This is a genomic window from Pseudomonas sp. SC3(2021) (assembly GCF_019856535.1).
GTDB classification, from domain to species: domain Bacteria; phylum Pseudomonadota; class Gammaproteobacteria; order Pseudomonadales; family Pseudomonadaceae; genus Aquipseudomonas; species Aquipseudomonas monsensis.
Map to the genome: position 1 here is coordinate 219,815 of NZ_CP082236.1, position 15,736 is coordinate 235,550.

12 protein-coding genes are annotated in these 15,736 nt (G+C 59.9%); 5 read left to right on the forward strand and 7 right to left on the reverse strand.

Features of this window, described 5'->3' with window-relative positions; all coding sequences use genetic code 11:
* Positions 1 to 169 precede the first annotated feature (169 nt).
* Both K5Y35_RS01055 and pcaR read right to left on the reverse strand, forming a co-directional pair.
* The gene (locus K5Y35_RS01055; protein ID WP_222833518.1) at positions 170 to 1,516 is read right to left on the reverse strand and encodes an MFS transporter; all 1,347 of its coding nucleotides are present in this window, start codon (positions 1,514 to 1,516) and stop codon (positions 170 to 172) included.
* A 294-nt stretch (positions 1,517 to 1,810) separates the two neighbouring features.
* A complete protein-coding gene (gene pcaR / locus K5Y35_RS01060; protein ID WP_123465317.1) occupies positions 1,811 to 2,653 on the reverse strand; it encodes a pca regulon transcriptional regulator PcaR in 843 nt (280 codons plus the stop codon).
* Positions 2,654 to 3,304: 651 nt separating this feature from the next.
* Here pcaR and K5Y35_RS01065 point away from each other — a divergent pair.
* Together K5Y35_RS01065 and K5Y35_RS01070 are read left to right on the forward strand one after the other, a co-directional pair.
* Entirely contained in the window at positions 3,305 to 3,505 is a 201-nt protein-coding gene (locus K5Y35_RS01065) for a hypothetical protein (protein WP_008080067.1), read from the forward strand.
* Positions 3,506 to 3,878: 373 nt separating this feature from the next.
* On the forward strand, positions 3,879 to 5,354 hold the full coding sequence (locus tag K5Y35_RS01070) for an inorganic phosphate transporter (protein WP_123465315.1): 1,476 nt from the start codon (positions 3,879 to 3,881) through the stop codon (positions 5,352 to 5,354).
* 902 nt (positions 5,355 to 6,256) lie between these two features.
* Here the strand turns inward: K5Y35_RS01070 and ccoM are convergent.
* The 3 genes from ccoM to K5Y35_RS01080 form a co-directional block, all read right to left on the reverse strand.
* Complete coding sequence (gene ccoM / locus K5Y35_RS28005) at positions 6,257 to 6,370, reverse strand: cytochrome c oxidase subunit CcoM (RefSeq protein WP_003222396.1); 114 nt, start codon at positions 6,368 to 6,370, stop codon at positions 6,257 to 6,259.
* Between the two features lie 148 nt (positions 6,371 to 6,518).
* Positions 6,519 to 6,680, reverse strand: a complete 162-nt coding sequence (locus K5Y35_RS01075; protein WP_164747860.1) for a hypothetical protein — start codon at positions 6,678 to 6,680, stop codon at positions 6,519 to 6,521.
* A 126-nt stretch (positions 6,681 to 6,806) separates the two neighbouring features.
* Complete coding sequence (locus K5Y35_RS01080; RefSeq protein WP_085581675.1) at positions 6,807 to 7,148, reverse strand: aspartate-semialdehyde dehydrogenase; 342 nt, start codon at positions 7,146 to 7,148, stop codon at positions 6,807 to 6,809.
* 253 nt (positions 7,149 to 7,401) lie between these two features.
* Between K5Y35_RS01080 and rapA the strand changes: the two genes are divergently transcribed.
* The gene (rapA, locus tag K5Y35_RS01085) at positions 7,402 to 10,248 is read left to right on the forward strand and encodes an RNA polymerase-associated protein RapA (protein WP_123465313.1); all 2,847 of its coding nucleotides are present in this window, start codon (positions 7,402 to 7,404) and stop codon (positions 10,246 to 10,248) included.
* A gap of 183 nt (positions 10,249 to 10,431) precedes the next feature.
* Here the strand turns inward: rapA and K5Y35_RS01090 are convergent, their stop codons facing one another.
* Positions 10,432 to 11,781, reverse strand: coding sequence for a spinster family MFS transporter (locus tag K5Y35_RS01090; protein WP_123465312.1), 1,350 nt, complete (start codon positions 11,779 to 11,781; stop codon positions 10,432 to 10,434).
* A 301-nt stretch (positions 11,782 to 12,082) separates the two neighbouring features.
* On the opposite strand from K5Y35_RS01090, the gene K5Y35_RS01095 reads away from it, so the two are divergent.
* On the forward strand, positions 12,083 to 12,451 hold the full coding sequence (locus K5Y35_RS01095; protein WP_007918504.1) for a YkgJ family cysteine cluster protein: 369 nt from the start codon (positions 12,083 to 12,085) through the stop codon (positions 12,449 to 12,451).
* A 149-nt stretch (positions 12,452 to 12,600) separates the two neighbouring features.
* Positions 12,601 to 14,883: a putative bifunctional diguanylate cyclase/phosphodiesterase gene (locus K5Y35_RS01100; RefSeq protein WP_222833519.1), complete on the forward strand. Its 2,283-nt coding sequence runs from the start codon at positions 12,601 to 12,603 to the stop codon at positions 14,881 to 14,883.
* On the opposite strand, the gene K5Y35_RS01105 is transcribed toward K5Y35_RS01100, so the two are convergent.
* Complete coding sequence (locus K5Y35_RS01105; RefSeq protein ID WP_410055909.1) at positions 14,774 to 15,667, reverse strand: NAD(P)-dependent oxidoreductase; 894 nt, start codon at positions 15,665 to 15,667, stop codon at positions 14,774 to 14,776. The two genes, K5Y35_RS01100 and K5Y35_RS01105, sit on opposite strands and share 110 nt — an antisense overlap.
* Positions 15,668 to 15,736: the final 69 nt, after the last annotated feature.

Genomic DNA, 15,736 nt, shown 5'->3' on the forward strand with positions numbered 1-15,736 from the left:
ATAATCGACTGAGTGTTCGTTTATCGAACGGATTGTTATCACCCTAACAATCAAAACCAAAGGCATCGCGAGCAGGCTCACTCCTACCGGGGAAATGCATTCTCAAATGTCGGAGTGAGCCTGCTCGCGATGCGGCCATCACATTCACCGACGATGCTGAAAGTGAAACTCAGGTCGCATCCGCATGACTCACCATGCCTTTGATCACCACCGCCGCCGTCGCCAACGCCGCCGGAATCACCAGCGCCGTCAACACCTGTTCGAAGTTCCAGCCCAGGCCCAACAGCGTCGCGCCCATCCACGCTCCGAGAATCGCGCCGAAGCGACCAATCCCCAGCATCCAGGAAACACCGGTCGCCCGGCCCTGAGTCGGATAAAACCGCGCCGCCAGCGACGGCATCGCCGATTGCGCACCGTTCACGCACATCCCCGCCACCAGCACCAAGGTCGCAAGCAAGGTAATGTTGCCCAGGCTCTGCCCCACCGCATAGGCAAACACCCCGGCCAACAGATAGAACGTGCCAATGACCTTGTGCGGATTGAAGCGGTCCATCGCCCAGCCCACCGCGACCGCGCTCAGCACACCGCCGAACTGGAACAGCGCACCGATGAACGCGGCCTGCTCCATGCTCGCGCCGCTGTCACGCATCAGCGTCGGCAACCAGCTGGTCAGCAGGTACACGATCACCAGCCCCATGAAATAGGTCAGCCACAACAACAAAGTGCCGGTGCTGTAGGTGCCGGAGAAGATCACCGCGAACACATTGCGCGCCTTGACGGTTTTCTGTTCCGGCACACTGAAACTCGACGCCTGGGCAACGGTGACCGGGTCGATCGGTGCCAAGGTCTTGCGCACCTTGTCGGTGCCGCGGTTACGCACCACCAGGTAACGCGCCGATTCCGGCAGCCAGACCAGCAATACCACCGCGAGGATCAACGGCAGAATCCCGCCAATCAGCAGCAGGCTGTGCCAGCCGAACGCCGGAATCAATTTGGCGGAAATGAAACCGCCGCCGGCCATGCCGAGGTTGAAGCCGCAGAACATGCTGGTCACCAGCAGCGACTTCTTGCGCTCCGGGGTGTATTCCGACAGCAGCGTAGTGGCGTTGGGCATGCCGGCGCCCAGACCGAGGCCGGTGAGAAAGCGCAGCACCAGCAGTTGTTCGACATTGGTGCTGTACGCCGACGCCAGGCTGAAGGCACCAAACAACACCACTGCGCCGACCAGCACGACTTTGCGCCCGAAGCGGTCAGCCAGGGGGCCGGAGCCCAGTGCACCGAAAACCATGCCGATCAACGCGGCGCTCATCACCGGGCCGAGGCTGGCGCGGTCGATGCCCCAGTCCTGAGACAGCGCCGGGGCAATGAAGCCCATCGCGGCGGTATCAAGGCCATCGAGGAACACAATCAGGAAACACAGGATCACCACCCGCCACTGATAGCGCGAGATCGGTTGGGCATTGATGAAGGTCTGCACGTCGAGGCAGTTACCCACAGCGGACTGAGGCTGGTTCATTATTTTTATTCCACGCAAAAAACGCAGTCGAACGGCGGCCGGCCAGAGAGCGGCACGGTCACAAGAATAGAAGGTGTGGATCAGGCGTTGCGTTGAAACCGGCAACACGGGGAGCGGCGGCGACAGTCGGGGAACGTGCGCATGGGGAGTTGCCTCTTGTCATTATTATGGGAGTCGGCAGTCCGGCGAGCTCATTCACATCAGCGCCGGATGACGCTGCCGCGACATTAATGATCCGAGGGTTTTAGCGTCAATTCGATAAACGCAACACTGTGCGTTTATCGAACAGCTTCCTCAGGCAAACAGTTGCGCACTGAGGTCGCGGCTGGCGCTGAGCAGGCCCGGCAGGAAGCGTTGCTCCAGCTCGGTACGGCTGACACGGCCAGCGTGGGTGCTGACGTTGAGCGCAGCGACCACTTGCCCCGAAGCATCGTAGACCGGCACGGCAATCGAGCGCAGGCCTTGTTCCAGCTCCTGATCGACAATGCACCAGCCCTGCTGCCGCACTTCTTGCAGACACTCGAGCAAGGCTTCCGGGGTGTGAAGCGTGCGGCTGGTCTTGGCCACGAGTTCGGCATGATCGAGGTATTCACCGAGGGATGTGTCGTCCAGCGCCGCCAGCAGAATCCGCCCCATCGACGTGCAATACGCCGGCAGGCGCCCGCCCACCGACAGGTCCACCGAAATCAGCCGTTGCGTGGTCGCCGAGCGAGCGATGTAGAGAATGTCGTCCCCTTCAAGCGTGGCCATGTTGCAGGCTTCGTGCAATTGCTCGCTCATGCGGTCGAGGTACGGCTGGGCCGAAACCGCCAACGGGGTCGAAGACAGATAGGCGTGACCGAGGGTCAGCACTTTGGGCAGCAGCGAATAGGTACGGCCGTCGGTGGTGGCGTAGCCGAGCTTGATCAGGGTGTGAAGGCAACGACGCACGGCAGCGCGGGGAATTTCCGTGCGGTGGCTGATCTGGGCGATGGTCAGGTGCCGCTTGCGCTCCTGAAATGCCTGCACCACCGCCAGGCCCCGGGCCAGCGAGGTCATGAAGTCCGGATCGCCGGTCAGGGCCTGAATGCGCTTGGCCGGCGAGGCAACGATCGGCGGCGCCACGGAGGTAAAGGAGTTGCGCATTTGATCGTTCATGTCGGGTCCTTGTTTTTGTGCTCGGCTCAGCGGCTATACAAACGACTTGGCAACCGATGCACAAGCGTCGAACCGCCAACATTGGGCGATTATCGAACCGTCGACCGATAATCGCAATCGACCTGCGCAGCCTCGCTCGGTGCTTTTTTGCCCAGGCCTCAACTTCGCCAGCGCACTGAACAGCGCTTTAGTTGTTCGACTAAATGACGCCAAAAACAGGTCGCCAGGCCAATAACGTATTTTCCAGACGTTAACTAGCAATAAAGTTGCGAGCAACAAAACGATCACACATCCAGAACCGTTTTTAACTTGGCAAAGATAGTCATTCCCGAATCGACCGCTATAATGCACCTCAGTGGCACCGCGTTTTTAATCACCGGGGTCGCCACTGGCTGATGCGATGTCCATCGCCGACGCCCCGGCCTGCGCCTGACACCAATGCCTCATGCAACGCCAGCGCTCGCTGAAACAGGAAACTGATGCTGCGTCAGTTTTAATCTGGTGCCGTAGCCACCTGTAACATGGAAGTCCTTGACCCGCCCTGCTCTTATATCAATGTCTGTTCAGGCGTTGAGCACTCGACGGGACCGATCAAGCGACTCGTTGCAGTGTGTTCACCAGACATTCAACTCAACTCAAACAGGTAGCACTGTGACGAAAGACGAACTGCGCGCGGAACTTGAGCGCCAGGAACAACGTTACAAGGAAGTTTACGGCGGGGAAGTCACCACCTACGCCGCTCAACCCGAGCCGGAACGCAAGGCATGGCGCAAACGCCCTACCGTTCAGGATCAGGTCTTCAAGCAGGAAATCGAAAAGATCGAAAAGGAACTCAAAGCCGAAGAGCCATGAGCCACGGGTTTTGACGATTTCGAAGGTCAACGTGCGCACCGGTTACCAGCGCGGTGTATCGACGATGCCTTGCGCGCCCGCTACCCGCGGGCAGCGGCTCTCTTTCAGTCAGACCGACTGAAGGAAGCTTCCTACACGTTTCAGAGATATTTCAGACAAGCGTTTGATGCTTTGTCACGCCTGGAAAAACCCCTTCCAGGCAAAGCTTTTAGCAACAAAATCAATGACTTGAAAAACCCTGCGCCACGCTTGGTTTTAACCTGCTGCAACAAATTAAATCGAAGAACATTGTTACCAATGAGCAGGTAGGGGATCGATTCCCAGTCTTTTCTGGCATAATCGCGCCCCCTTACGACCGGGTCAGAAAACCTTCATGATCGATTTATTCAGCGGACTGGATGCTTGGGTGCTTGTGAGCCTCTTGCTCGCCCTGACGTTTGTCCTCGCCTTCGAGTTCATCAATGGATTTCATGACACCGCTAACGCGGTAGCCACTGTTATCTACACCAAAGCCATGCCGCCTCACCTGGCGGTGTTCTTCTCCGGTGTGTTCAATTTCCTCGGCGTGCTGCTGGGCGGCGTTGGCGTGGCGTATGCCATTGTCCACCTGCTGCCGGTAGAGCTGCTGATCAATGTGAACACCGGCCATGGCCTGGCAATGGTGTTCTCGTTGCTCGCCGCGGCAATCGCCTGGAACCTGGGCACCTGGTACTTCGGTATCCCGGCCTCCAGCTCGCACACCCTGATCGGTTCGATCCTCGGTGTCGGCCTGGCCAACGCCCTGATCAACGACATTCCGCTGGCTGACGGCGTGAACTGGCAGAAAGCGATCGACATCGGTGCCTCGCTGGTGTTCTCGCCGATGGCCGGTTTCCTTGTCGCGGCGCTGGTGCTGATTGGCCTCAAATGGTGGCGCCCACTGTCGAAGATGCACAAGACGCCGGAACAGCGCCGCAAGATCGACGACAAGAAACACCCGCCATTCTGGAATCGTCTGGTGCTGGTGATGTCGGCGATGGCCATGAGTTTCGTGCACGGTTCCAACGACGGTCAGAAAGGCATCGGCCTGATCATGCTGGTGCTGATCGGTATCGTGCCGGCGCAGTTCGTGCTCGACCTGAACAGCACCACTTACCAGATCGAACGCACCCGCGACGCGACCCTGCACCTGAGCCAGTTCTACCAGCGCAACTCCGCCACCCTCGGTGAGTTCCTGGCCCTGGGCAAAAGCGTGGAAGGCGACCTGCCGGAGAAATTCCGCTGCAACCCGCAGCAGACCGAACCGACCATTTCCGCCCTGCTGCACACCCTCAAAGGTGTAGCGGACTACCACTCGCTGCCGGCCGAAAGCCGCATCGAAGTGCGTCGCTACCTGCTGTGCCTGGACGACACCGCGAAGAAAGTCGCCAAGCTGCCAGGCCTTGAAGCCCGCGAAAAGGCTGACCTCGACAAGTTGCGCAAAGACCTGACCACCACCACCGAATACGCCCCGTTCTGGGTAATTCTGGCGGTCGCGCTGGCCCTGGGTCTGGGCACCATGATCGGCTGGAAACGCGTGGTACTGACCATCGGCGAGAAAATCGGCAAGCAAGGCATGACCTATGCCCAGGGCATGTCGGCGCAGATCACCGCCGCGAGCATGATCGGCCTGGCCAACATCTTCAGCCTGCCGGTATCCACCACTCACGTTCTGTCCTCGGGCGTGGCGGGCACCATGGTCGCCAACAAAAGCGGCCTGCAAGGTGGCACGGTTCGCACCATCCTGCTGGCTTGGGTCCTGACCCTGCCGGCGACGGTGGCGCTGTCGGCTGGTTTGTTCTGGCTGGCGTCGAAGGCGTTGGGTAGTTGATAGGCTGCTTCAAGCTTTGATGAAAAGACGCGATTCTTGAGGATCGCGTCTTTTTTTTGGGTCTGGTTTTGTGAGCATATCCGTTGCTGTGGGTGTTGCTGCTGGCGGTTTCGCGCTTACAGCGAGTCAATTTTTCCAAACGCCGGAATGCCGGCCCAGCGAAAAATAACCCAAAAGGCTTTGCCCCGGCGTACGGCACTTCGCTGAGGCTCAGTGTTCCCTCGCTACGATGGGGCAAAAGATCAAAAGCCGAAGCCAGATCAAAAGCCCCTCACCCTAGCCCTCTCCCGGAGGGAGAGGGGACTGACCGAGGTGTTTGGTAGAGTTACGCCGACGTGAAAGTCCGAGTTGAACGCAAATTTTCACAGGCCCACCATCGGCTCCCTCTCCCTCGGGAGAGGGCTGGGCGGGCGGCGTTCCGATGAGGGGCAAGAGCAGCACAAACCCAAAGCCGAACACCCGCTTTTCACCACTCAATAGGCCGAGTGTCAGCTCGCCTGCTTTTGATCTTGATCTGTAAGGCGACGTCGGAAGGCTGAGTGGAGGGATTGATCCGGGCGTGGGAGCGCAGCGACCGTACGACGCAGTCGTACACAGCGGAAGGAGGTGCAGCGAAGCAAACCGGAGCCGCTGCGCCCGGATTGATCCCGTAGCGAAGGAACCCGAGCCTGCGAGGGCCGAACGTAGGAGCAAGCCTTTTCGGTTACCTTTTTGGCGTTTGAAAAAGGTGACCCGCCGTAAGGGCGGAACCGTAATCAACAACACCCGCAAAAACGGATATTCACCCAGAACCCCAGGAGCCTGGTCGGCCCAAAGGCCGCCAAGAGTCCGCCAAGAGGCCAAAAAAAAGGGCAACCGAAGTTGCCCAAAATGCCTTGCGTGCTCATCAAACCCAGAAAGACCTACTTCTTGCGCTTATTCGCATCCTTCCAGATAAAAAATCCAAACCCTGCAAAAAACAGAACCATGAGCCCAACGGTCAGAACCCCGGCAAACACCACGTTATCGAAAAACATGACTGTGGCCTCCCGGCCCCTGCTTTGCTGCGATGGAGCTAAGTTAACCAATCACGCAGGCGCAGAAATTGACCAGGATCAAGTCCGGTCAACACAGAGGGCAAAGGCGGGAAAATAACTGACCTGCATCAAAGGATGCGGAGGGAGATCAACGCTTTTTCGGTTTCTTTTTCGGCTTTTTCTGGGTTTTTCCCAACGGCATGGCCTGCTCGAAGGCCTTGCGCACTTCATTCAGGCGCTTCTCGTTGAGGTCATGCACGCGCTTGGCGCGCTCGGTGCTGAGGTCAATCAGTTTATCGTCTTGGCTCATGGCGTTCGGCGCATCGCTTGAAGAAATCACAACTGCCGCATCGCCGGCAGGACTGCGCCAATCATGCCGCCTGACGCCAGCGCTGACCAGCCACCGCTCTAAGACATTTCATGTAAATGGACGGATTCAGATCTCGATATCGACCCACAAACCCTGACGCGGCTGGTCTTCCATCAGCGGCACCACCGGTACGGTGTTGTCGGCATTGAGTTCGGTGCCTGGCACCGCAAGGTGTTCTTCCGGATCTTCGTCGGCCTCGCGACGACGGCGATCACGCTCCTGCTGACGGCGCTGTTCTTCGCGCAACAGCAAGCCATCCTCTTCCGGATCGCGTTTTTGCAGATCAATCGTGCTTTCGTTGGAGCTTTCCTGCACCGGTACCACTGGCGGAATGTCCGGTCGCTGGCGGATCGGATCCTGCTGGGAAGTGATCGGCACGGCGCTCAGGGGGAGCATCGGTGGCAACATATAAAGGGTCTCCTGTCAGCAGGCTATCGGCTGTGGCAAAGGCGCCTTGAGCCACTCGTCGTAAATCTGTGACGCGCTTGGCACCTGCAGGAGCTGCCGAAGGCTGCGATCTTTTAATCGGACACCACAAAACTCAAGTGTTCCCAACGATTAAAAATTCGCCGCCCGCCACAGCGCCTACCCAGTAATCTTTGGCCCTTAAGCCCGCATTCCGTTAAGATAGCCCGCTTTTTCAAGGTGGGAGTCAGGCAGCATGGCGCAGCAGTATCAACCGGGGCAACGCTGGATCAGTGACAGCGAAGCAGAGCTTGGTTTAGGCACCGTTCTGGCACAGGACGGCCGCTTGTTGACCGTGCTTTACCCGGCCACTGGCGAAACCCGCCAGTACGCGCTACGGAATGCGCCCCTGACCCGCGTGCGGTTCTCGCCGGGTGACAGCATCACCCACTTCGAAGGCTGGAAGATGACCGTACAGCAAGTCGACGACGTCGACGGGTTGATGGTCTATCACGGTCTCAACGGGCAAAACGAAGCAGTTACCCTGCCGGAAACCCAGCTGTCGAACTTCATTCAGTTCCGTCTGGCCAGCGACCGTCTGTTCGCCGGGCAGATCGACCCGTTGGCGTGGTTCTCCCTGCGTTACAACACCCTCGAACACACCAGCCGCCAGTTGCAGTCCTCGCTCTGGGGCCTGGGTGGCGTTCGTGCTCAGCCAATCGCGCACCAGTTGCACATTGCCCGTGAAGTCGCCGACCGTATCGCCCCGCGCGTTCTGCTGGCGGACGAAGTGGGCCTGGGTAAAACCATCGAAGCCGGTCTGGTGATCCATCGCCAACTGCTCTCGGGCCGCGCCAACCGTGTACTGATCCTGGTGCCGGAAAACCTCCAGCACCAATGGCTGGTGGAAATGCGCCGCCGCTTCAATCTGCAGGTCGCGCTGTTCGACGAAGAGCGCTTCATCGAAAGCGATGCCTCCAACCCGTTCGAAGACACGCAACTGGCGCTGGTGGCGCTGGAGTGGCTGGTCGAAGACGAGAAAGCCCAGGACGCGCTGTTCGCCGCCGGCTGGGACCTGCTGGTGGTCGACGAAGCCCACCACCTGGTCTGGCACGAAGACAAGGCCAGCCCGGAATACACCCTGGTCGAGCAACTGGCAGAAACCATACCGGGCGTGCTGCTGCTGACCGCTACCCCGGAACAACTCGGTCAGGACAGCCACTTCGCTCGCCTGCGTCTGCTCGACCCGAACCGTTTCCATGACCTGGCCGCGTTCCGCGCCGAGAGCGACAACTATCGCCCGGTGGCCGAAGCCGTCCAGGAACTGCTCGACAAGGGCCGCCTGTCGCCAGAAGCGCACAAGACCATTCATGGCTTCCTCGGCAACGAGGGTGAAGCCCTGCTGACCGCCGTCAACGATGGCGACACCGAAGCCAGCGCCCGCCTCGTGCGCGAATTGCTCGACCGCCACGGCACCGGCCGCGTGCTGTTCCGTAACACCCGCGCCGCCGTGCAAGGGTTCCCGGAGCGCAAACTGCACCCGTACCCGCTGCCATGCCCGGATGAATACCTCGAACTGCCGCTGGGCGATCACGCCGAGCTGTACCCGGAAGTCAGCTTCCAGGCCCAGCCGGACGCCAGCGAAGAAGAACGCTGGTGGAAATTCGACCCGCGCGTCGAATGGCTGATCGATCAGCTGAAAATGCTCAAGCGCACCAAAGTGCTGGTGATCTGCGCCCACGCCGAAACCGCGATGGACCTGGAAGACGCCCTGCGCGTGCGCTCCGGCATCCCGGCCACGGTGTTCCATGAAGGCATGAACATCCTCGAGCGTGACCGCGCCGCCGCCTACTTCGCCGACGAAGAGTTTGGCGCGCAAGTGCTGATCTGTTCGGAAATCGGCAGTGAAGGCCGCAACTTCCAGTTCGCGCACCACCTGGTGCTGTTCGATCTGCCGTCGCACCCGGACCTGCTTGAGCAGCGGATCGGTCGTCTCGACCGGATCGGCCAGAAGCACATCATCGAACTGCACGTGCCGTACCTGGAAACCAGCCCGCAAGAGCGCCTGTTCCAGTGGTACAACGAGGCGCTGAACGCGTTCCTCAACACCTGCCCGACCGGCAACGCCTTGCAGCATCAGTTCGGCCCGCGCCTGCTGCCGCTGCTCGAAGAAGCCGACGACGGCGAGTGGCAAGCGCTGATCGACGAAGCACGCAGCGAGCGCGAGCGTCTGGAAGAAGAGCTGCACACCGGTCGCGATCGCCTGCTGGAGCTGAATTCCGGTGGCGCTGGCGAAGGTGATGCGCTGGTCGAAGCGATCCTCGAGCAAGACGATCAGTTCGCCCTGCCGATCTACATGGAAACCCTGTTCGACGCCTTTGGCATCGACAGCGAAGACCATTCGGAAAACGCCCTGATCCTCAAGCCGAGCGAAAAGATGCTCGACGCCAGTTTCCCGCTGGGCGACGACGAAGGCGTGACCATCACCTACGACCGCAACCAGGCGCTGTCGCGTGAAGACATGCAGTTCATCACCTGGGAACACCCGATGGTGCAGGGCGGCATGGACCTGGTGCTGTCCGGCTCGATGGGCAACACCGCCGTCGCGCTGATCAAGAACAAGGCGCTGAAACCGGGCACCGTATTGCTGGAACTGCTCTACGTCAGCGAAGTGGTTGCCCCGCGTTCGCTGCAACTGGGCCGCTATCTGCCACCAGCGGCCCTGCGCTGCCTGCTCGACGCCAACGGCAACGACTTGTCGCCACGGGTCTCGTTCGAAACCCTGAACGATCAGCTGGAAAGCGTGCCACGCGCCAGCGCCAACAAGTTCATCCAGGCCCAGCGCGATCAGCTGACGCCACGGATCAACGCCGGTGAAGACAAGATCGCCCCGCGTCACGCCGAGCGCGTGGCCGAGGCCCGCCGCCGCCTGGCGGCCGACACCGATGAAGAACTGGCGCGCCTGACCGCGTTGCAAGCGGTCAACCCGTCCGTGCGCGACAGCGAACTGGATGCGTTGCGCAAGCAGCGTGAACAGGGTCTGGCGATGCTCGATAAAGCGGCGTTGCGCCTGGAAGCGATCCGGGTGTTGGTGGCGGGTTAACCCCCTCCTCCTAGCTGAAAACAAGAAGGCCCGCAGCGATGCGGGCCTTTTTGTTTGCCTGTTATTTATCCGGTGATGCTGATGGCTTCATCGCTGGCAAGCCAGCTCCCACAGTGATCGGGTCGTTCACATAATCTGTAAACACCACAAAACCTGTGGGAGCTGGCTTGCCAGCGATAGCGGTCAGGCAGTCGCTGCTGCAACCTCTGGCTCAACCACCGCCACCAACCCCTCCTTCATCCGCTTCGCATCCCGCACAAAACACCGCGCCGCCAGAAACAGAAACACCATGGTTAAGAACAGCGCCACCGGAATCAGGTACATCGCATCATGCAGGCCGACTGCCTTGAACGCTTCGGTCATCTGCTCCGCCCCCGCCGACAACATCGCGGTATGCGCAAAATGATCCGACAAACCGCCGACCACCACCGGCCCCAGACCACCGCCGAGCAGATACAACCCGGCAAAGAACAATGCCATCGCCGTCGCCCGCAGACGTGGCTCGACCACATCCTGAATCGCCGTGTAAACGCAGGTGTAGAAGTTGTAGGCAAACAGCCAACCGACACTGAACACCGCGACAAACACACCAATCTCGATCCGCCCGGCATGCAGCGCCCACGCCGTGCACAGGGTCGAGATGATCAGGCTGAACGCCGCAAACAGCAGCCGCCCGTTGGCCACGCGCTGGTGAATCTTGTCGGCAATCCAGCCGCCCAGCGTCAACCCCACTAACCCAGTGACGCCAACAATCATCCCGGTGGCCACCGCCGCTTCCTGCAACGGCATGAGGAAATAGCGCTGCAGCATCGGCACCAGAAACGAGTTGCAGGCGTACGTCGCGAAGTTGAAGCACAACCCGGCCATGACCAGCCAGAGAAAAGTCGGCACCGCCAGAATCCGGCGGATCGGCTTGTCGACTTTCTCCTGCGAAACTTGCACGGTTTCCGCCGCACCGCGCTTCGGCTCTTTAATGAAGAACATGAAAATCGCCAGGATCAGCCCCGGTACGGCGGCAATAAAGAACGGCGCGCGCCAACTGTCGAACGCCTTGACCATCGCGCCGATGGTGAAGAACGCCAAGAGCAATCCGAGCGGCAGACCGAGCATGAAAATGCCCATCGCCCGCGCCCGACGATGGGCCGGAAACAGGTCGCCGATCAGCGAGTTGGCCGCCGGCGCATAACTGGCCTCGCCAATGCCGATGCCCATGCGCACGATCAGAAAACTCCAGAAACTGCCGACCAGACCGTTGACCGCGGTCAGCGCGCTCCAGGTCGCCAGGCCCCAGCCCATCAGTTTGCTGCGCGAACCGGTGTCCGCCATGCGCCCCAGCGGCAGCCCGGCAATCGCGTAAACAATGGTGAATGCGGTACCGACAATGCCCAGTTGAAAGTCACTGAGGTGCCATTCCATGCGGATCGGTTCGATGATGATCGCCGGAATGGTGCGGTCGAAGAAATTGAACAGGTTGGCCAGGAACAGCAGGAACAGAATGCGCCAGGCATTCGCCGCTTGGGTCGAGTTCTGCATGGGTCCGTCTCTTTATTGTTATAGGGCTTCACTGCCACCGCATCCGAGCCCGGAACCTGCAATCTAGTCAGCGCGGACTGGCCTGTCTGTGATCATTCGTCTGCCTGATATCGGGCCATGGCACTGTAACGAAACGTAAGCCCTTGATAAGCCTGCAATCCCCCGAAAACAGGGGCTTTTGCGGCAAAATCCTGGCACAAAAAAATACTTTCGCGCCCCCCTTCCCAAGTTTGTGGCAAAGCCTAGAATGGCCGCCGGATCCGTCCGGATCTCCCGATCAATCCCTTTGATACCCTCGCCCATGTCTGAAGTCAGTCCGTGTCTGAATTGCGGTGCCTGCTGTTCCCATTTTCGCGTGTCGTTCTTTTGGGGTGAGTGCTCATCTTCAGGTGGCACGGTGCCTGATGAGTTGGTCACACAGATCAGTCCCAGTCGGGTGGCGATGAACGGCACCGACTGCAAATCGCCGCGCTGCACGGCGTTGGTCGGTGAAGTCGGCAGCGAGGTGAAGTGCTCGATTTATGAACTGCGCTCCAGCCCCTGCCGGGAATTCGAGTCGTCATGGGAAAATGGCGAGCAGAATGTCGATTGCGATAAGGCCCGCGCGCGTTTCGGCTTGCCGCCCCTGCAACCCGACTGGGCGCAAATCCCTTTCGAACAGATCGCTTAAGCTTTTAGCGCTAATCGCTATGACGCTAATGCCAAAATCATTAGCACCAATGTGCCACTACCGCTTGCACCCCGAAATCGGCCTCTATACTCCTGACATTCAGCTGCGTTCAACGCTTACTCGGGACGACTTCAGAGACGGGGCATGCTATGGAGTGGCTTGGTTTGCAGTTTGTTACCGAGCTGCCGGAGAGCGGGCAGGTCATCCTCGATTGCACACATAATCCCCTGCTGGTGCTGGTGGCCTATCTGGTCGCCAGCGCCGCGAGTTTTGCCACCCTCGACATGGCCGAGCGCGTCGTCCATGCCGAAGATCCACGCTCGCAACGCCTTTGGCGCTGGATCGGCGCGACGTGCCTGGCCGGCGGCATCTGGGCCATGCACTTCATCGGCATGCTGGCGTTCCAGGCACCGATCGAAATCCATTACGACCTGCCGATTACCCTGTTTTCCCTGCTGATCGCCCTGCTCGCCTCGTGGCTGGCCATGTACACGTTGAGCGAAGCGCAGACCAGTCTGGTGCGGTATCTGAAAACCGCCATCCTCATCGGTCTGGGCATTGCCGGCATGCATTACGTCGGCATGGCGGCGATGAAATCGAACGCCACCGCCTACTACCAACCGACGCTGTTCGTGTTGTCGATCGCCATCGCCATCGGCGCCAGTTTCGCCGCATTGTGGGTCGCCGGTTATTTGCGTGAAGGCAGTGGCCTGTTCCATCAGATGCTCAGGTACAGCGCGGCACTGCTCCTCGGCGCCGGCATTTTCAGCATGCATTTCACCGCCATGGCGGCGCTGAATCTGGTCTTGCCCGAAAGCGGCCAGCCGATACCGGCAGCCCAAACCAACCATCTGCAGCTGGGCCTCACCGTCGCGCTGATTACCTTGCTGATCCTTGGCAGTGCGATCAGTGCGGCGCTGGCCGACAAGAAACTGCAGAACAAGGAAGAGGACCTGCGCCGGCTCAACGCCCTGCTCAGCCAGCTCGATCAGGCGCGCATGTCGCTGCAGCAAGCGGCCAACTACGATGCCCTGACCAACCTGATCAACCGTCGCGGTTTCAACCAGATCTTTGCCGAAAAGCTCTGCCAGAAAACCACTGAGGGCGGCATGCTCGCGGTGATGTTTCTCGACATCGACCACTTCAAACGGATCAACGACAGCCTCGGCCATGACGCCGGTGACGCACTGCTCAAGGTTATCGCCCAGCACATCAAAGGCTCGGTGCGCAGCCATGAAGACGTGGTTGCGCGTTTTGGCGGCGACGAGTTCTGCATCCTGATCGGCCTTCGTGATCGCGAAGAAGCGCGCAATATGGCCCAGCGCATCATGCTCAAGATGAAAGAGCCGATCGAACTGGCTGGACGCCGCATGGTGATGACCACCAGCATTGGCATCAGTCTGTTTCCGGAGGATGGCACCACCTGCGAGGAACTGCTCAAACATGCCGATCTGGCGTTGTATCAATCCAAGGGCGCCGGCCGCAACGGCCTGCATTTTTTCAGTTCCAACCTCAAGACCCGCGCCAGCTTCGAGCTGCAACTGGAAGAAGAACTGCGCCACGCCTTGCGCGAAGAAAACGGCCTGACCCTGTATTACCAACCGATCTTCGAACTGAAGACTGGCCGTGTCACCAAGCTCGAAGCGCTGATCCGCTGGCAGCATCCGCTGCACGGTTTGCTGACCCCGGATCGCTTTATCTCCATCGCTGAAAATAATGGCCTGATTGCCGAGCTGGATAATTGGGTGCTGCGCCGGGCCTGCAAGGACCTGGGTGAATTGTCGCGGCATGGCTGCGAAGAACTGAAAATTGCCTGGAACTGCTCACCGCTCAACCTCGCCCGTGAAGAACTGGCCATGGAAATCGAAAGCGCATTACGCACCGCCGGGGTGGCGCCGGAACGGCTGGAACTGGAAGTCACCGAAAACGCCCTGATGGGCAACATTGCCAACACCCTGGTATTGCTGCGGCAGATCCGCGCGCTTGGCGTCTCACTGTCGATTGACGACTTCGGCACCGGCTACTCCTCGCTGGCCTACCTCAAGCGCCTGCCGCTCAACACGCTGAAGATCGACCGCTCGTTCATCCTCGACATTCCCACGGCGACCGCCGACATGGAGATCGTCCAGGCGATCATTGTCATGGCGCACACCCTGCATTTGCAGGTGGTAACCGAGGGCGTGGAAAGCCTGGAGCAGTACGAATTCCTTGAACGCTCGGGCTGCGATTTCATTCAGGGTTACCTGCTCAGCCGCCCGGTGCCGCTGGACGAATTACGTCCGGTGCTCGAGGAAATCAATCAACGCACGCCGCCCCACGCGGTCAATCCGCTGATTCTGGCGCGCGGTACATTTGCACCAGTGTCGCTGGATCCTGCGCCAAATAGCCTTGCGCCCCATGCAGGCGCATCAGTTGTGCGGCCAATCCGCTGATTGGCGTCGCCGAACCCTGTTCGCGGGAGAATTTGACGGCGGTATCAAGATCCTTGAGCAGCGTGCGCACGTGCCATTTGATCGGTTCGAAACGGCTTTCCGCCATTTGCGGGGCGAGGATCTGCAACGGTTTCGAATCGGCAAAACCGCCGGCCAGCGCTTCAGCGATCAGGCTCGCATCGACGCCCGCGTGTTCGGCGAGCGCCACCACTTCGGCAATCACCAGCGCGTTGCAGGCGACAATCATCTGGTTGCAGGCCTTGGTCACCTGCCCGGCACCGATGCCGCCCATGTGCGTAACGCGCTGACCGAGGTTGAGCAACACCGGGCGTACGCGCTGAAGATCGGCCGCAGCGCCACCGACCATGATCGCCAGGCTGCCCGCCTCGGCACCGACCACGCCGCCGGACACCGGTGAGTCCAGCCAGCTCATGCCGGTTTTCTCCACCAGCTCTGCCGCCATCTCGCGCGTGGCGGTCGGTTCAAGGCTGGAAAAGTCCACCAGCAACTGGCCTTTTTTCGCGCCTTCGGCGACACCCGCCGGGCCAAATACCACTGCGCGAACCACCGCCGTATCGGCCAGACACATCATCACCACGTCGGCGTGTTCGCACAGTTCAGCGGGGCTCGCTACCTGTCGCGCACCGGCTTCAACCAATGGCGCGCACTTGTCCGGGTTGCGATTCCACACGGTCAGCGGGTAACCCGCCGCCAACAGACGCCGGCACATGGGCAGCCCCATCAGACCGATTCCGGCGAACCCCAACGAAGGTAGCGTTGACATCACTTTGCCTCTTTTCGATTAAAGATCGCCGAATAATGGCCGATTCATCAACGATCAGGAAAGGATTCC